Raw genomic sequence first — 18,490 nt, forward strand, 5'->3', positions numbered from 1 at the left:
TCTTTGTTTCCAAGCGGACAGCAACAGCCGCCCAACGAAAACGGCAGACTCGACTCGAGAAATGCCTGTTTGGTTTGTCGGCGGCTCAAATCCCGTGCTCGCAGGGCCGGTAGCTGAACCGATCGCAAGAAGCCTGCCGGTCGGCAGCTACGCAAACGAAGTAGCTGAAAACTCGTCGTAAGGCTGGTTCGGCGACGCGGCAAAGGCGCGAGGGGCCGCGAGCGACGGCCGCTCCCCTGACCGGCTTAGCTTGCACATCGTCAGCACAGGCGTGGAGACAAACGCCGCGTCATCGACGAGATTGGCCGCTTGCGGAAAAACGCAGTCATCCATCAGAGGTCCTACCCGGGCAACGCAGCTCCTAGCCAGACTTCCATTCGGTAAATTCGTTCAATCCAAAATAGCAATTTTACCAACTGCACGTACTGCTGCACGATCTCAACACTCCAGCATTCCGCTAATGCGCGCTACGCTGCAGCCTAATGTTCGACCTTGCGAACACGGCTAAGAGCACTCAAGCCGATGCCACCGAAGGGAGGCCATTGTCCGCGACTTTTTAGTCCGCCGCAGTTTGGGATTTGGTGCATATCTTGCTTAGCGAGAAAGGACAACGCAACTAAACGCCTGCCTTTGGAAAGACGCGCCGGCTCTCGGACGCGTCTTCAATCGCGCAAGGCTATAATGATTAGTCTCGTATGACACTGTCGCCTCTCACCGAGCCGCGGCACACATTCGAGTATATTCGGGAAGGAAGCGTCATGACCACCATGGCAACCGCGGCGCCTGTGCGCGCGTCGCAAGCTTGGTATAAGATACTCTACGTCCAGGTGCTGATCGCAATCCTAATTGGCGCCATGGTTGGCTGCCTATGGCCGTCTGTCGCCACAAACGACTGGGTCAAGGCGCTCGGTGATGGGTTCATCAAGCTCATCAAGATGGTGATCGCGCCCATTATTTTCTGCACCGTCACGTCTGGCATTGCGCATATTCAAGATGCCAAGAAAGTCGGGTGCGTCGGCGTCAAGGCGCTGTTCTATTTCGAGATCGTCTCCAGCTTTGCCTTGCTGTTGGGCCTTGCCATGGGCAATCTGGTCCGGATTGGCCATGGCCTTGCGGTCAAACCGGATGCTGCGGCGGTCGCCAATTACGTCAAGCAGGCGGAAGCCTCGAAAACCGTCGACTTTATTCTCAACATCATTCCCGATAGCGTGGTCGGCGCCTTCGCTCGCGGCGATGTTCTGCAGGTTCTCCTGTTCGCGATCCTTTTTGGCTTCTCGCTGATGGCGTTGGGAAAGCGTGGCGAGCGTCTGCGCGGCATGATTGACGACGTCGCGCACGCGGTGTTCGGGGTAATAGCTATTGTAATGAAAGCGGCCCCGATCGGCGCCTTCGGCGCCATGGCTTTCACAGTCGGCAAGTTCGGGCCCGCAGCACTCGGCAATCTGATCGGTCTGATCGCGCTGTTTTACGTGACTGCTGCCCTATTCGTAGTAGTCGTGCTTGGTCTGATCGCCCGCCTCGTCGGCTTTTCAATCTTCAAGTTCCTTATCTATATTAAAGACGAGCTTCTGATCGTGCTCGGTACTTCATCCTCCGAAAGCGCGCTCCCTCAATTGATGGAGAAGCTCGAGCGGCTGGGCTGCTCCAAGCCGGTGGTCGGGCTGGTGGTGCCGACTGGCTACTCCTTCAACCTTGACGGCACCAATATCTATATGACACTTGCAACATTGTTCATTGCCCAGGCACTCGGTGTCGATCTCAGCTTTGGCCAGCAGCTCACGATCCTGCTAGTAGCAATGCTAACTTCGAAGGGAGCAAGCGGCGTCACCGGCGCAGGCTTTATCACGCTCGCTGCGACATTATCGGTAGTAAACCCAGCTCTGGTGCCGGGCATGGCAATCGTGTTTTCTATCGACAAGTTCATGAGCGAGGTGCGCGCCCTCACCAACATCATCGGCAATGGCATCGCGGCTGTGTTCGTATCCTGGTGGGAAAGCGAGCTCGATCACGTGACGCTGCAGACTCGGCTCAACAAGTCCACCGCTTCCACTACTATCGACACTACAAGCACATGAGGTAGGTCCCGGATCTGAACCGCCGCCATTCGGACACGAATACTCCCCCTGCGCTCTCCGGCGCACAGCATTATTCCGCGCCGCAGCCAGGGCAGCTGCCCCTGAGAGGCTAGGGTCCAGACTCAATTGAGCCAATATGCGACGAGAGCGGCGAGATGAACAGCGGCCAAAAAATTACGGGCGAGCTTGTCATATCGCGTGGCGATGCGCCGGAAGTCCTTGAGCCTGCAAAAGCAGCGTTCGATGACATTTCGTCCTTTGTAGGCGCGTTTGTTGAAGCGATGGATGACGACACGGTTAGATTTATTGGGGATTACGGGCTTGGCGCCACGACGAATGATTTCGCCGCGAAGCTTGTCGCCATCATACCCTTTGTCGGCGAGGAGCACGCTCATGGGTGGCGCGAGCGCCAGGACATCGGGAGCCGCAGCGATATCGGCATCCTGGCCTGGAGTCAGATGCAGGACGACCGGCCGGCAGAGCGGATCGCTCAGCGCATGGATTTTTGTCGTGCGGCCTCCGCGCGAGCGGCCGATTGCTTGATTGTGCTCCCCCCTTTTCCGCCGGAGGCACACCGGTGAGCTTTAATCGAGGTCGAGTCGAGCGACAGTACGACGCCGTCTTCGCCAGGCTTGGCCAGCGCTTCGAAGATTGCGCACCATCGTCCTCGCTTGGCCCAGCGATTGAAGCGATTGTAGATCGTCGTGTAAGGGCCGTATTCACGTGGACAATCACGCCATCGTGCACCCGATTGCAGCATGTGAATGATGCCGCTGACGATGCGTCGGTCGTCGTCCCGATCCGGCCCCGTCAGTCCCCTCGGCAGATGCGGTTCGATACGCGCCCATTGCCTGTCGTTCAGCCAAAACAAACCAGCGCGCATTCTCTCGCCCCCGAATCAACACGTAGGCAAGAGAATCACGTGGCGCTATTTAGGTACAGACCCTAGTCCCCGGAATCAGAGCTGAGTGATACGGCGGCCTTTGAAACGGCGTTGACGGACCTTTTTCTTGGTCCAGACGAAGGGCTCGGCTCTGTCGTTGTATGCGTTGACGTAGGCATCGATGTGTTCCTGAAGCTGCTTGAGGCTCGTGAAGGAGGTGCCGCTGAGCGACTGCCCCTGCAAGATGGAAAACCATACTTCGACCTGATTGAGCCATGACGCACTTGTCGGCGTGAAATGAAATTGCACGTTGGGGTGGGCCTTGAGCCAGTCCTCGTTCTTTTTATGGGTGTTGAGGTTGTCGAGGATGACGTGAAGCTTGCGGTTCGGAAAAGTCGCGGTGACGCTGTTCATGAAATCGAGAAACTCGACGCGGCGCCGGCGTTTTGAATGGGTCGCGATGATCTTTCCGGTGGCGACTTCGAGCGCCGCAAACAATGTTGTGGTGCCATGCCGCTTGTAATCGTGGCTTTGGCCGGTTAAGGCGCGGCCATTGGGCAACTTCAGATAACCCTGCGCTCGCTCCAAAGCCTGGATCGAGGGCTTCTCGTCCACGCACAGCACAATGGCCTTCGCCGGCGGCGCGACATAGAGGCCGACAACATCGGCGGCTTTGGCCGTAAAGTTCGGGTCGTTGCTCTCGCACCAGGACTTGCGAGCCACCAGGTCAATCTTGTGGCTGCGCAGGAACCGCCAGACATATTGGACATCGACATCGCCCAGCGCCTCGGCCAGCAGGGGGCCGGTCCAGCGCGCAAACCCTTGCGGTGGCGGCTTATCCAGCAGCTTCAGAATCCGCTTGTCGGTCGTCTTCGTATAGATCGGCTGCTTGCCAGGCCGCGGCTTGTCTTGCAGCCCTTCAAGGCCATGGTCGGCATAGCGATGCCGCCAAAGGCTGACAATCCGCGGCTGGACCCCAACTTCCTTGGCGATCGACCGGGTGAGCGCCCATCCGCCGCCAACAGAACTATCCGCGCCCGCTTCAAATCGCGCTGCAACGTCACCGGTGAGCGACAGCACGCCTCAAGCACCTTGCGATCTTTCCTCGAAAGGTGGACTTCTCTTGCTTCGGGTATCATCCCGACCTTGAATCACGACTCACTTTCCAAGAAAAGTGGGTACTAGCGAGAAAAGAGGCAGGAGCTTTTTCAGGGTTTCGCTTTCGCACTCAAGGGCTACCGGCCATCTGAACGCTTGTGCAACATTTTTGCCAAGCCGATGACGGGACTGACGGACTAGGTATTGGTCCGCCTACGAAGATCCATATGCGCGTCGCTCCACTTGCCTCACGCGATTAAGGACGACGTAGGGATCCTGCGGACGCAGCTTGTCGTTCTCGTTACGATGCGCGCTGCGTTAGCAGAGAGCATGGTGGGTGTGATCAGCGTGAATGGCACTCGACAAAGCCGTGGCGAGTCATACGAGGCTGCCCTGCGTTCTGCGACGCCGCTCGCTTCCAGCGGAACCAGTTTTTCGCAGCTAAAGCGCGATAAGATTGGAACGAATCATCATCGCGCGTAGGACTCGCGCGACTCCGGCTTCTGTGTCGGCAGGCGAACTTGCGCTTTCTTCGCGGGAGCGGCTGTGTCGGGGAGACGAGTCATTGGGCAGCTTTTTTCTGATCCTTGCCGGTCCGGAGGCGCGCCTTCGAACCTATCGGCTGAACTGAAACCACTGTCCTCATTCCGCGGCCTAATGGGGCGCATTGGCCGTAGGCTCGAGCGATGCGCAAAAGCGGACGTTTCAGCTTCGACTAAAGTCGCGTCAGCGACACCTACTGAAGGTTTAGGACAAATATACGTATGTTTATAATGCGTTTTTTCCCCGCGCGTGCTGAGTTCGGCAGCCGATGATCGATCTTGCACACGCTATCATGCGGACCCAAGTGTTCAAGATTGCCTCATTTTTGCCTAAAATGCTATAGCTCTCCCGCCGGATAACAGGCCGGACGGTCTCAAAATGTATAGGATCAGCAGTTTCAAACGTTCAGCCCCTCAGTTGACCTTGGGCAGCATAGCGCTAGCCGCGGTTACACTGACTTGCGTGTACTTTCAGGCGCATTTCGCCGCCGCGGCGTTCGCCTATTTGTTAGTAGTCTTACTATTTTCGTTGATGGGCAGCTTCATTGCTTCATCAGCGCTTTGCATCGTCGCAATCGCTGCTCTCGCATACTACTTTGCGCCGCCGGCGTTTAGTTTACGAATCGATGATCCCCGCGATGTTCCTGTGGTTGTTGCATTTCTTATTGTCTCTGTTGTCGGAACGTACCTGATTGGAAAACTCCGCCAGGAAAGAGAGGCTGCACGTGTGGCTGCGGCCAAGCTTCAGCGGAGTGCCTCGGATTTGGAGGATCGTGAAAAACGGTGGCGCGCAATTTTCGAGCACAATCCAGCCATGTACTTCATGGTCGATGAGGCCGGCATTGTCCTCAACGTCAATACGTTGGGCGCGACACAACTGGGATTTGCTTGTGCAGAACTATTGGGCCAATCCGTGCTCGACGTATTTCTGGAGGAGGATCGCGCATTCGTCCGCAAATGCATTCAGACGTGTCTTGAGGATGTTGGACAATCGCGCACTTGGGACGTCCGGAAAGTCAGGAAGGACGGTTCTGTATTGTGGGTGCGTGAAAACGCCAAGGCCATGCTTTGGGCCGGCGACCGCCCCGTCATCCTCATGGCGTGCGAAGATATTACGGAGCGCAAGCAGACCGAGCTTGCGCTGCAGCGGAGCGAAGCGCATTTGGCTCACGCGCAGGAGTTGAGTCATACAGGCAGCTTCAGCTGGAACGCCTCTACCGGCGAGGCCTTCTGGTCTAAGGAGACATTTCGGATTTTCCAAATCGATCTTCAGACGACACCGGCGCCACAACTCGTCATTGAGCGCACGCACCCAGATGATAGGGCTTCTGTCAAAGAGATTATCGATGAAGCGATGCGAGACCTGAGGGATTTCGAGCACGAGTACCGGCTGCTGCTACCTGACGGCTCCGTGAAGCACATCCATGCGCAGGCACGAGTCACGCGAACCGCCTCTGGTGAAATTGAGTTTGTTGGGGCAGCCACCGATATTACGGCAGCTAGGCGAGCAGAACAGCAGTTGCGCCGAAGCGAGGCCTATCTGGCCGAGGCTCAGCATCTCACTCACACAGGCAGCTGGTCCTGGGACGTCCACACACGAGATTTCGTTTATCGCTCCGCTGAGGTCGACCGCCTGTTTGGCTTTAACCCACAAGAGCCGGTTTCGCTAGAGACTATTCGATCGCGCATCCATCCGGAAGACTTGCCAGGGTTGCAGGAGGTGCAGCGTCAGGCGATTGACCAGGAGCACGAACGGTTCGAATATGATTTCCGTGTTATTCTGCCAGATGGCGGGATAAGGCGCATACACTCCGTTGCACACGTTGTCGTCGGCAGCGATGGTAATGTCAGCGAGCTGATCGGAACACATATGGATGTTACCGAGCAACACGCAGCTAGGGAACGCTTGGAAAACACGCTTGTAGCGCTGCGCGAGAGCGAACAGCGCTTTCGCGACTATGCCGAGACTGCTTCCGACTGGCTCTGGGAAACCGGGCCAGATCATCGGGTCACTCACTTGTCCGAGCACACCAGCGCTGCGGGAATTTTGGCGACAGGGTTAACGGGCCTGCTTCGCTGGGACATCGCGTGCGACATGGAAGAAGAACCGGAGAAGTGGCGTCAGCATCGGGCGACGTTGCAGGCACACCTGCCGTTCCGGGATCTCATCTACCGTACCGTAAATAGGATGGGATCTCCGATCTACGTCCGCACGAGTGGCAAGCCCTTCTTCGACGGAAACGGAAATTTTTTGGGCTATCGCGGCGTCAGCACTGACATCACCGCTACCATTCGCGCTGATCAGGCCGAACAAGAGCTGCGAAAGGCACAGGCGGAGCTTGCACATGTGACGCGTGTAACGACCTTGGGAGAAATGACAACTTCTATCGCCCACGAGATAACCCAACCACTCGCCGCTATCCTCAGCAACGCCGATGCGTGCCTCGGCTGGATGGCTCGCGATGTTCCCAATCTTGCAGCCGCGCGCTCTTCAGTCGAATGGATCATAGAAGATGCAATCCGGGCAAGCGAGGTGATCCGTAGTATTCGCGCACTCGCGAAAAAGGGCGAGATCGAGATGGTGCCGCTCGACATTAATCAGGTGGTTAGGGACGTCAGCGCGCTGGTAACACGAGAGCTGGTGAGCCACCAAGTGACGTTGCGAAGCGAGTTGGCGTCTGCGCTGCCTAGGGTCCTCGGTGATCGAATTCAGCTACAACAAGTGATCATCAATCTGGTGATGAACGGAATCGAGGCCATGGACGCAGTTACAGACCGGCCGCGTGAACTTCTGATTCAATCATCTACGGACGATCTGGGGTACGTGCAGCTTTCCGTGACCGATTGCGGCGTCGGGATCGCCGAGAATGACGCGGACCGCGTCTTGGACCCCTTCTTCACCACCAAATCGAGCGGCCTAGGAATGGGCCTTTCGATCTGCCGGTCGATCGTGGAAGTTCACGGAGGACGAATTTCAGTGGTTCAGAAAAATGGACCGGGCGCGACGTTCCAGTTTGCCCTTCCGCTGCATAAGGAGGCCATCTCGTGACAGGACGATTTGACTGGAGAGGCCAAGGCGGACATGCCGAGGCTTCGACGAAGGCAATCGTCTTTGTCGTCGAGGATGACATCTCTATGCGTCGCTCGCTTACGAACCTTTTTCGATCGGTAGGCTTGGAGGTCGTGGCGTTCGGATCGGCCCGTGAAATGCTGCAGAGCACAATGCCGGACGTCACAAGCTGTCTAGTTCTTGATGTCCGGCTGCCGGGCCTGAGCGGCCTTGACTACCAGACCGAGCTCGCCAGGTTGAACATACACATCCCAATCATCTTCATTACCGGCCATGGCGACATTCCCATGACCGTCAGGGCCATGAAGGGAGGCGCGGTCGATTTCCTCAGCAAGCCCTTCCGCGATCAGGAACTGCTTGATGCCGTCGTTGCGGCGACCGAACGCGATCGCAAAAGACGAGAAGCTCAGCGAACCGTGGCGAACCTGAAATCTCTATTTGAGACCCTAAGCCCGCGAGAACAGGCAGTGATGAAACTGGTCGCGACGGGGCTGATGAACAAGCAGGTAGCCGCCGAACTTGGGCTCGCCGAGATCACCGTCAAGATCTACCGGGGACACGTAATGAAAAAGATGCGTGCCCGCTCGCTGGCTGACTTGATCAGAATGAGCGAGACGCTCGGAATTAGCGCCAATCACACTGAACAAACCCAAGTATGATTTTACAATTCCATCACTTAAGCCCACTTTCGCGAAAGTGGCTGACGGTTTGGCAGCCGCTGTACTGCGTCGGGAGGGCTCATCTTGTCCACGCCTTTGATTTCCGTCGTTGACGACGACCCCTCGGTCCGTGCGGCGACAGAAAACCTTTTGAAATCGCGTGGCTACGTCGTGCAGATATTTGCCTCGGCCGAGGCGCTCCTGCGGTCGCCGCGGTTGAACGAGATATCCTGCGTCATAACTGATGTGCAGATGGCAGCGATGAGCGGCCTGGAGCTGCTGGCAGAGATGCGGACGCGTGGTTACCAAGCACCCTTCATTTTCATTACAGCTTTCCCCAACGAGCGCGTACGCGCGTCAGCCTTGGACGCCGGAGCGATCGGCTTCCTCGCCAAACCATTCGGCGTACAAGAGTTACTCAAGTGTCTCGACAGCGCACTGCAGGCATATGGCGACCGAGGCCGCATCTGATTCGATCAACTGCGCGTTCTTGTCCGATCTAACGACGATCACGCACCGGGCAACCTCTTTGCGGCCGGAACCGCGACCTGCCCTAACGTTATTAGGAGCTAATTCTTGCCCGCCAAAGCATTACCGGCTACTGTCGGCTGCAAAACAACCTTTGACCTTGCGAGAGACGGAGGGTACGCCGGCTCGATTCATTCCAGGTCGTGATCAAAGTAATGCCGGCCCAGAGCGATCAGCGCCCCTAGCATTTAACTCCACCTGGAGCGAAGCTATATGCTCCATTGCAGAGCGGTTCCCGAGAGCGCTCGGCAAGCACGAGATTGGTTGTGCTCAGCCCAGCCGCGGTGACGACGAAATGGAGCTTCGCCAGGACGCCCCTCATGTCTTGGTCACCGCTTTTCCGGTGAAAGCGCTTTGAACGATGCCCAGCCCAAGGAATTGTTACGTCCGCTGACGCGTGCGGGTTGGACTTGTCTATAGGGCCGCCGCTTCGTTATCGATTCCCAGCGCTCCGGCTATCGTCAAGCTCCCACATCATGTGTGGCAGACCTCTGGTCCAACCCGTCAAACGTGCTCGGCGCAACACGTCCCCACCACGGCCGGGCTATCACACAGGTGTCCTCGCCGCAGCGAGCATCGGCAGCAACTGGTTTGTACTGTAGCCCCCAATTTCTTAGGGCAAACAAATCAGTCAGCAACTGCTAAGCTAAGGAGGACCGAGGAGACAGCATTGATGTCTCCTGTGTCAGAACGTAACCTAAGTTCGTCTGAGCTATGCGGGATTTTGGGTGACGAGGCGATCAGGCGGCGTGGTTTTCCGGCACTTGGATGACCTCGATGCCGTTTTCGAATCTGACACCTGCGATGACCTTCGGCAACTGATTTGTGCCTTTCAGCCGCCGCCAGGTCTTTGATGCGGCGCAGAGCAGCTTGAACACCACAACTTGGCAGTCGTTGACGATAACGAACCTTTCGTGCGCACCGTTCTGTGCCGGACCGTCGCGAACACGCTTTCGATGGGATTCGTCGTCCGCAAGTGGTCCCAATGCTCGGCGGGGAATTCGTAGAACGCAAGCATTGCGTCGCGATCTTTCGTCAGGCACTCGACCGCCTTGTCGTACTTCGCTCCGTATTTCTCGGCAAAGACATCGATCGCCACTTCGGCCGAAGCTCGGTTGGACGCCAAATAGACCTCGCGCAGATCCTTCTTCATGCTGGCCTGTACCGACACTGCGACTTTGTTCAAGATATTCGCGGTTTTGTGCACCCAGCACCGCTGATGTCGCGTGGCGGGAAAGACCTCGTCGAGCGCCTTCCAGAAGCCGAGCGCGCCGTCACCGACGGCGATTTCCGGGGCGATCTTCAGCCCACGGGTTTTCGCCTCGACGAGCAGTTCGTGCCAGCTCTGCGTGCTCTCGCGCACGCCGACCTGGAAGCCGATGAGTTCCTTCTTGCCTTCCGGCGTCGCGCCGATCAGCACCAGCATGCATTCGCTGTGGTCTTCCATGCGAGCCTGCAGGAAGACGCCGTCCGCCCACACGTATACGTACCGGCGCGCCGACAGATCGCGCTTCTGCCAACGCTCGTACTCGAGCTGCCACTCCGTCGTCAGTCTGGAAACCACCCCCGGAGAAAGATTCGGCGCATCCTTGCCCAAGAGCGCCGCCAGCGCCTCCTGGAAGTCGCCCGTCGAGATGCCTCGCAGGTACAGAACCGGCAAAAGTGCATCCAAGCTCTTCGTGCGCCGTGCCCACAACGGCAGGATCGCCGAGGTGAAGCGGATCCGCTCGCCATCGCTGGTCACCGCGCGATCGCGAATCTTTACCCGGGCGACTTCGACGGCGCCGATCCCCGTCTGGATCGTCCGCACTGGACCATGGCCGTGCCGCACGAGGCGGTCGCGGCCATCGGGACGCTTCAAGCCCTTCATCGCGGCGAGAAACGCCTCGGCTTCCATCTCGACAGCCTGCGCAAGCAGCTGCCGAGCACCAGATCGCAAAATATTCGTCAGTGGATCGTCGATCTCATCGGGCTGACGCAGTGGGACAATGTTGCTATGCTCGTTCATGGCGTATCGCTCTCCTTGAGGTTCTGGCAGGCTCGACACCCGCCTCGATACGCCGCCTATCTCATTCCGTCATCACCCAGTTTCCCGCATAGCTCGTCTGCTGGGTTGAGCTGGCCGCTTCCGGAGGGAATGACCGATGAAGACCTGGAGCTTTTGCTTTTCCCGGCCCCACGACCAGCGTCTCAGAGCCCGCAGCGGCCGGTGCCCGACTGGAGCTACATCGATAAAGAGCTCCGCCGGCGCAACGTAACCCGTCGCCTGCTCTGGGAGGAGTATCGCGCCGTTAATCCCGACGGTTTCGGGTACACGTGGTTCTGCACTACCTACGAGGCCTGGAAGGGGCGGGTCCGACCTTCGATGCGGCAGATTCATCTGGGCGGCGAGAAGGTGTTCGTGGATTTCGCCGGCGACACCATCGACATCGTCGATCCCCTGACCGGGGAAGTGCAGCCGATGAAGCTGTTCGTCGCGGCGATGGGCGCTTCGAACTACACCTACGCCGAGGCCTGCCCCAGCGAGAGCTTGGCCGACTGGATCCGGGCCCACGTCAACTTGTTCACGTTTTTGAGCGGAACGCCGACGTTCGTGGTCTGCGACAACCTCAAAGCCGCCGTCAGCAACCCCGACCGCTACGATCCCGGCCTCAATCGCACTTATGCCGAGATGGCGAGCCATTACGGCACCGCCATTCTCGCCGCACGGCCGCGGCGCCCAAAAGACAAGGCGAAGGTCGAGGTCGCGGTGCAAATCGCCCAGCGCTGGATTCTGGCCCGGCTGCGCAATCAGCGCTTCTTTTCCCGGGCCGAGCTCAACGCCGGCATCAAGACACTCGTCGACGAACTCAATGCTCGTCAAATGCGTGGCTTCGGCTCAAGCCGCGCCGAACTGTTTGCCGAACTCGACAAACCCAAGCTAACCCCGCTGCCAGATCAGCCTTATGCCTTCGCACGCTGGAAGCGCTGCCGCCTCGCTCCCGATTATCATGTCGAGGTCGACGGCCATTGGTACTCCGCGCCGTATCGTCTGATTGGCGAGCTGGTCGATGCCCGTATCGACGATCGGACGGTCGAGATCTTCCACAAGGGCCAGCGGATCGCCAGCCATGCCCGCGCGCCCAACCGACGCGGACACACCACCATCGCCGACCACATGCCCAGCGCCCATCGCCGCTACGGCAAATGGACCCCCGCCGCGGTGATCGCCGCCGGCGAGCGGATCGGTCCTTCGACAGCAGCGTTTTTCCAGGCCGCGATCGACGCCCGGCCCCATCCAGAACAAGGCTTTCGAACCTGCCTTGGCATTCTGGCGCTCGTCAAAAGCTACGGCGCCGACTGACCGGAATGGCCAAGGCCTTCGAGGAGCAGCGCCGATCGCCCGATCTCGAAGCCCTGCCGTTCGAAGATCGCATCGGCCTGTTGGTCGACCGCGAAGCCGCCGAACGCGACACCAGGCGGCTCACCACGCGCCTCAAGATCGCCGCACTGCGCCAGACTGCTTGCGTCGAGGACGTCGATCTGCGCACCCCGCGGGGCATCGACCGCGCCGTTTTCGCCAAACTCGTCGAAGGTCGCTGGATCGATCGCCACGAGAATTTGCTCGTCACCGGGGCAACCGGCCTGGGCAAAAGTTGGTTAGCCTGCGCGCTCGGCCACAAGGCCTGCCGCGACAACCGATCAGTCCTCTATCATCGCGTTCCAAGGCTGTTCGAGGCGCTCGCGCTCGCGCGCGGAGACGGACGCTACGCCCGGCTCCTCAAAAGCCTCGGCCGCGCTCAGCTTCTGATTTTGGATGATTGGGGACTATCGGTGCTCACCGCCGCGGAACGCCGCGATCTGCTCGAAATCCTCGAGGACCGACATGGCCGCGCATCCACCATCGTCACAAGTCAGCTCCCCGTGGACACCTGGCATGGAGCCATTGGGGACCCCACGGTCGCCGACGCCATTCTCGATCGCCTCGTCCACAACGCCCACCGCCTCCAGCTCACCGGAGAAAGCATGCGAAAACGCAGCGCCAAAACCATCACCCTTGACGGCAACCAGAACACTGACTCTATCTCCCATCGGCCGTAGCGGGCTGCTCACGATCGTCTGAATTCAGTGCTCACGATCGCGCGAAATCGATGCTCACGATCCGTGAAATCCGCAGTCTGCTGGGCGATCGCCTGCTCGCGCGTCAGGCGGGCCATTTCGACCGTCGAGACGCTGCCCGATTTGATCAGTGACGAGGCCCGCTCGACGGCGGCCACTGCCTTCTCCCGTCGCGCGGCCGCGGCCTCGATCGCCGACTGGATTTCGGCAATGCGCGCCTGGAGCTGGAGGATGCGACCGTCGCGGAACTGGGCCGCCTGGCGGGCGAGGTCCTGTTGCGCCGTCTCGGCGGCCGCAAGCTTGGCGGCGAAACTCGGGCGCTCATTTTCCATCCGGGACATCTGCCGCCGAAGATCGTCGAGCCGCACGCGATCGCCACGCGCGTTGACGACATGAAGGATCGCGTCGCCCTCATGGACCACGCTGAGTTGCGTCGAGCCTTGCGGCGGCTTCGCGCTCACGGTGCCGTCAATCGGCGAGCGCAACGTCACGATCCTGGCATTGACCACGGCCGCAACGCTCGAGGTCTGCAGCACGGCCTTCAGCGGCAACCATCCGAAGACGGCCACAATCGCAAGGCCAATGCCGACCTTGAGCAGGCGGCGAACCGGCGCGAGCCTGCAGGTACTTCGGGATGGGAAGCACTATCGCTGACGGGCTCGCTCACCGGCTCGTCGTGCGCCGGCTGCAACCGATCCTGCAAATCGCGCTGCAACCCTCGTGCGCCCGATTCCTCGTCCTTGCTGACGGACGTATGATCTTCGGGAACGGGCTTCTGCTGTTCCTGATTCTCTCCTTTTGTGAGACGTCAAGCCCAACATATTGCTTCATAGCCCCTCCGATTCGTGTGATTGCGTGCAGGCTTGAAGATAGCGGACCTTTCGTCCCGCGGGCGCCGACCGCAATTATGTCATCGTGTGGGGTCCGGACGCCGATCGGCGTCCCAAGTACTTGATTGACTTCGCGCGTACGGGGGTCAATGTTCAGCGTCGATTCACAGCCAACTCTATCTCGCCCACGGCGACATCAGCCCCTGAGTCGGTTTTGCAGTGCCTGCCGATCGACGACGAGCTGGTCCAGGTGGACTGTCTGCCCTCCTTGCTCCAATTGCCTAACCAGCGCCCGCGTCCCGTCCACGACAAAGACGCCGCAATCATAAGTGTTCTGCTGCTGGGCCATGCCGGCTGGCTCCAGGCGGAGGTGCAGCCTACTTGCGAGATGCTCTGCATGCTTTTTGTTGAGTCCCCTGTAGGAATCGTAGTGGTAGGCGACCGGCTGCCCCCGGTCACTGCGATCAACGAACAGCAGCGACCAATGGTTGCCGAGGTTATTAGGATCTTCAGGGTTGGCATTAATCACGGGCAGGAACAGGAAGTCGGCTGTATCATTAAATTCATCATCATGGACGATGCGCTGGAACTCGGTTTGCACGACGCCATCGTCGTTAGAGCCCAGATAATTTAGGACGATGAGGGGATTCACGAACCGCGTCCGGGCGGCGAGATCCGGATCGTTCCTCTGCAAATCCTGCTCCTGGAGCCGGTAATCCCTGTCGATATGCTCGTCGCCCAGCCATTCCGTGTCCTCGAGCACCAGCCCGTGGCCGTGAGACGAGACTGTCGGATCTAAAGCCCCGATCTGAGCGTTGGCGGAGGTGATCGGAAACGGCCGTACAGAATTAGCATCGTCGCGTGATTCGGACGGCGTGGGCGCAGTCAGATCAACCAATGGAAAACCGCGGTAGGTGTCCGAGCGCGCCCTGGCAGCGGGCGCCGGCGCAAAGTGAGCATCGTCGCGCAATTCCCACGGCGTGGGCGCATCCAGATGCACCAATGACTCAAGGCCGCCGTAGATGTCTGAGGGAGCCCTGCCGGTTGATGGTGAGGCCGGTTCTTGCATCTGCCGTCGCGCCAGCTCCTCGCGCAACCACGCCAAAGCTTCATCATCCGAGAAGGCTGGCGCCGGAGAAAGCCCCTGCGGCGAGCCGGGCTGTCGAGCGCCCTGGTGATGCCCCGGTACTGGCCCGGCAAACAGCGGCCGAAAGTCAGGCGCCGGGGCCCAAGCATTGTCACGCAACTCGAATGGTGTGCGCGGATTCGGATTAACCGCTGCCTCAAGACCGGCGTAGGTGTCTGAGCGAGCCCTGGCAGGATGCGCTGGCGCAAAATGAGCATCGTCGCGCAACTCGGACGGCGTCGGCGCATTCAGATCAACAAATGGCTCAAGACCAGCGTAGGTGTCTGAACGGGCCCTGGCAGGATGCGCTGGCGCAAAATGAGCATCGTCGCGCAACTCGGACGGCGTCGGCGCATTCAGATCAACAAATGGCTCAAGACCAGCGTAGGTGTCTGAACGAGCCCTGGCAGGATGCGCTGGCGCAAAATGAGCATCGTCGCGCAACTCGGACGGCGTCGGCGCATTCAGATCAACAAATGGCTCAAGACCAGCGTAGGTGTCTGAACGAGCCCTGGCAGGATGCGCCGGCGCAAAGTGAGCATCGTCGCGCAACTCGGACGGCGTCGGCGCATTCAGATCAACAAATGGCTCAAGACCAGCGTAGGTGTCTGAACGAGCCCTGGCAGGATGCGCCGGCGCAAAGTGAGCATCGTCGCGCAACTCGGACGGCGTCGGCGCATTCAGATCAACAAATGGCTCAAGACCAGCGTAGGTGTCTGAACGAGCCCTGGCAGGATGCGCCGGCGCAAAGTGAGCATCGTCGCGCAACTCGGACGGCGTCGGCGCATTCAGATCAACAAATGGCTCAAGACCAGCGTAGGTGTCTGAACGAGCCCCGGCAGGATGCGCCGGCGCAAAGTGAGCATCGTCGCGCAACTCGGACGGCGTCGGCGCATTCAAATCAACAAATGGCTCAAGACCAGCGTAGGTGTCTGAACGAGCCCTGGCAGGATGCGCCGGCGCAAAGTGAGCATCGTCGCGCAACTCGGACGGCGTCGGCGCATTCAGATCAACAAATGGCTCAAGACCAGCGTAGGTGTCTGAACGGGCCCTGGCAGGATGCGCTGGCGCAAAATGAGCATCGTCGCGCAACTCGGACGGCGTCGGCGCATTCAGATCAACAGATGGCTCAAGCCTGCCCTTAGCATGTGACGGGGGCCTGGATGGTGATGCTGGTTCGTGCAGCTGTTCACCCAACCAAACCCAAGCTCCCGCGCTTGGGCTTGCCGGCGTTGAGGGAAGATCCTGCGCCGAGCCGGGATGCCGATCGCCCCACGCGGCCGGCGAGCTCGGCTGCTCAGGGCCTGGCAGCCCCAGCTCTCGGTTCGCCTCGATGAGTTTTAAGTAGCTGCGAAGATGCGACAAATCGGGACGGTATCTTGCGCCTCCGGTCCGTTGGAACGCCAGCACATCGTTGTCCAGCGTTAACTGCTCCTTGCTAGAGCCGTTAAGTCGCCCGATGATGCTCCCTTTGCGATTCCCTTTAAGCCACGCACTCAGCGCGCGAAGACGTGTCGCCCGCTTTTGCGCAGACCCCTTATCCTTCGCAGTTTTAACATGTTTCAGAGCTTGGCTCAGCGCGCCCTCGATGAGGGGCGCATCTTCTGGATGAGGAACCAGGCGACGTGGGGCACCGAGGACGCGGGGTTCGGGAGCTTCGGCTTCTTCACCCCCACGCAAGAGCCGCCGGAGAACATCCAGGGCCGATGTAATGCGGTGCTGGGGGTCACGGCCCAATCTCCGGTACGCCGCAATTTCCTCATCCAGCGGTGTACCTTTTCGTAGCCGAGAAGCTACGGACCCCCCATGCTCTGCGTTGACCCAGCGAACAAATCTCCCAAGCCCGGAAACACTGTTATTGATGGCGCCTGGGGTGAGCTTGCGCCGCTTGGCGTCTACACGAAACCTCGCCAAGAGCTCCGCGTCTTCCCCCGAGAGCGGCTCGCCGATCAGCTCGTTTTGCGACAGCATCGGAGCCTGCATCTGCGATGGGGACGCCGCCAGTTGATGGGATGGCGTCTGCATCAGCTGCCGCTCAACGGCGACGCCCTGCGGATTGCTTAGCGTCTTCTGCCTCTTCGCTGATCTCAACTCCCCTATATCATGCTCATTGATGACGAGAACCTGCTCGCCTGGCCCGAGCGGGTTCCTGTGACGTTTATCCGTCAGTTCGTCGTCATGGTGGCGCCAGTTCAGGGACCCTGCAGCATCCAATGCCAGGCCATGCGGCGGTGAAACCCCATGGTCGGCGCGGGGCAAGTTCAAGTCACGAAAAGACCCTCCTGCATCCGCTGCTTGTTGATGGTGCGCAATTGTCTCGATAGGCGGCGAGGAGCTGGGTCCGTCCATCGTCTCCAAAAGCAGATCCTGCTGGTTCGCAGGCAGAGTCTCCGGCCAGCTGATAGCTCCGCTCGAGCTGTGCTGTGCAGTCGCGGCCCGGGTCCGGCTCGGCTCAGCGCGAACCGCGCCTTCGAAATCAGGAACGGGGCGAATATGAGGCCGGAGCTCGATCGCTCTAGCACCCGCCGGCGACCTCAGGAGATGAGCCAGTGCGGCCCCGGCTTTTCTGCGGCCACGGGGGTCCGCCTCCTTATACTGGCTGACATCATTATCCAGCGAGCCGTCGCCAAGTCGAGCAGCAATGCCGGGCTTATCGTTCTCACGGAGGTAATCACTGAAATCGATAAGAAGAGTTGCATACTTCCTGACGGTGTTGGCGGTGCCTGACGCTGCATCTTCCTTGTACCCTTTGATGAGATCCGCATCTTGGGAATAGGGATTCAGCTCAACCCGGCTTGCAATCGGCGCGATGCCGCCCGGCGATTGGGAGGCTCGAAGATGAACCAGTGGCGTAGCGATGGCCTGCCCCTCCTGCTTGCCGAACTCCAGGGCATCCTCGACCAGCGACTCTTCGGAAAGCCGGGCAGCAATGCCCGGCTTTCCGTTCTTTACGAGCCAATGCCCCAATCCGAGAAGACAACGTACATTGCGCCTGACGGTGCGCTCGGAGGCCCCAGCCTTGAAGAGTGCCGGCCCGAGCCCCTCAATAAGAGACGCATCGTCGGAATAAACAGGATCCATGCCGCTTCCTGCGAAAACCAAATTTGCATGGCCGAGCGGCAGCGCCGACGCATTCAGCGTCGTTCCACCGCCTTCACCGTGCGGAGCCGGCGTATATGGTTGCCCGCTCGCCCGCACGATGGGTCGCGCCTCAGATCGCGATGCATCCGCTTGATAGGCGCGGACCTGCATGAGCACGGGAGCGGACAGGACAGCGACCTCGCTCAGCTGCCGCTGAAAGGCCGCCGCCTCTGCCGACGAGTCGGCTGGAGAGGCATCTTGCGCGTCCACGCTATCCGTTTGTTGCCCCCCCCCGATTCATTGAGACGAATTTCATGTGTACTCACTTTCGAAGATGAAGAGCCTGGAGCGCTGATCGCATGCGCCTGGACTTGAGACGACACATCGCCGGCATTTGACGGTTCAGCTGCCAAGCGAAAGGAAGTTGGGGTCACGACGCTCCCGATCGAATTTCAATCGGACCCTGTTGTCGATCTGTTCGAGGAAGCCCGCGCCGGCTT

General features: G+C 59.4%; 8 protein-coding genes and 3 pseudogenes. 6 read left to right on the forward strand and 5 right to left on the reverse strand.

Features of this window, described 5'->3' with window-relative positions:
* Positions 1-758 precede the first annotated feature (758 nt).
* A complete protein-coding gene (gene dctA, locus LPJ38_RS37290) occupies positions 759-2,075 on the forward strand; it encodes a C4-dicarboxylate transporter DctA (protein ID WP_011084529.1) in 1,317 nt (438 codons plus the stop codon).
* A 122-nt stretch (positions 2,076-2,197) separates the two neighbouring features.
* Here dctA and LPJ38_RS37295 read toward each other — a convergent pair.
* Positions 2,198-2,958 (reverse strand): IS5 family transposase gene (locus LPJ38_RS37295; RefSeq protein WP_110115998.1). Its coding sequence is split into 2 segments (ribosomal slippage): positions 2,198-2,619 and positions 2,619-2,958, totalling 762 coding nucleotides; the frame shifts between segments, so codons are not numbered across the junction.
* Between the two features lie 75 nt (positions 2,959-3,033).
* A pseudogene (locus LPJ38_RS37300) lies at positions 3,034-4,097 on the reverse strand (IS630-like element ISRj1 family transposase).
* An 880-nt stretch (positions 4,098-4,977) separates the two neighbouring features.
* Here LPJ38_RS37300 and LPJ38_RS37305 point away from each other — a divergent pair.
* From LPJ38_RS37305 to LPJ38_RS37315, 3 genes are all read left to right on the forward strand, one after another.
* A complete protein-coding gene (locus tag LPJ38_RS37305; RefSeq protein WP_011084527.1) occupies positions 4,978-7,647 on the forward strand; it encodes a PAS domain-containing protein in 2,670 nt (889 codons plus the stop codon).
* A complete protein-coding gene (locus LPJ38_RS37310; protein ID WP_071916610.1) occupies positions 7,644-8,327 on the forward strand; it encodes a response regulator transcription factor in 684 nt (227 codons plus the stop codon). Before LPJ38_RS37305 ends, LPJ38_RS37310 begins: the two co-directional genes overlap by 4 nt.
* Positions 8,328-8,411: 84 nt before the next feature.
* The gene (locus LPJ38_RS37315) at positions 8,412-8,798 is read left to right on the forward strand and encodes a response regulator transcription factor (protein WP_014497989.1); all 387 of its coding nucleotides are present in this window, start codon (positions 8,412-8,414) and stop codon (positions 8,796-8,798) included.
* A gap of 797 nt (positions 8,799-9,595) precedes the next feature.
* Here LPJ38_RS37315 and LPJ38_RS37320 read toward each other — a convergent pair.
* Positions 9,596-10,863, reverse strand: a pseudogene (locus LPJ38_RS37320) (IS256 family transposase).
* 39 nt (positions 10,864-10,902) lie between these two features.
* Here LPJ38_RS37320 and istA point away from each other — a divergent pair.
* Together istA and istB are read left to right on the forward strand one after the other, a co-directional pair.
* A pseudogene (gene istA, locus LPJ38_RS37325) lies at positions 10,903-12,195 on the forward strand (IS21 family transposase); the annotation flags it as partial.
* Between the two features lie 8 nt (positions 12,196-12,203).
* Positions 12,204-12,935 carry an IS21-like element ISFK1 family helper ATPase IstB gene (gene istB, locus LPJ38_RS37330; RefSeq protein ID WP_014497992.1) on the forward strand — a complete coding sequence of 244 codons (732 nt, stop codon included), beginning with the start codon at positions 12,204-12,206 and terminating at the stop codon, positions 12,933-12,935.
* An 8-nt stretch (positions 12,936-12,943) separates the two neighbouring features.
* Here istB and LPJ38_RS37335 read toward each other — a convergent pair whose 3' ends face one another.
* Complete coding sequence (locus tag LPJ38_RS37335) at positions 12,944-13,522, reverse strand: hypothetical protein (RefSeq protein WP_011084521.1); 579 nt, start codon at positions 13,520-13,522, stop codon at positions 12,944-12,946.
* A 457-nt stretch (positions 13,523-13,979) separates the two neighbouring features.
* Entirely contained in the window at positions 13,980-18,260 is a 4,281-nt protein-coding gene (locus tag LPJ38_RS37340; protein WP_231088541.1) for a Ulp1 family isopeptidase, read from the reverse strand.
* Positions 18,261-18,490: the final 230 nt, after the last annotated feature.

Origin of the sequence: Bradyrhizobium daqingense, from assembly GCF_021044685.1 — a bacterium.
Lineage (GTDB): Bacteria > Pseudomonadota > Alphaproteobacteria > Rhizobiales > Xanthobacteraceae > Bradyrhizobium > Bradyrhizobium daqingense.

Bases quoted from the DNA above. Each gene is read 5' to 3' on its own strand.
- istB (WP_014497992.1), top strand. From the start codon at position 12,204: ATGGCCAAGGCCTTCGAGGAGCAGCGCCGATCGCCCGATCTCGAAGCC.
- dctA (WP_011084529.1), top strand. From the start codon at position 759: ATGACCACCATGGCAACCGCGGCGCCTGTGCGCGCGTCGCAAGCTTGG.
- LPJ38_RS37305 (WP_011084527.1), top strand. From the start codon at position 4,978: ATGTATAGGATCAGCAGTTTCAAACGTTCAGCCCCTCAGTTGACCTTG.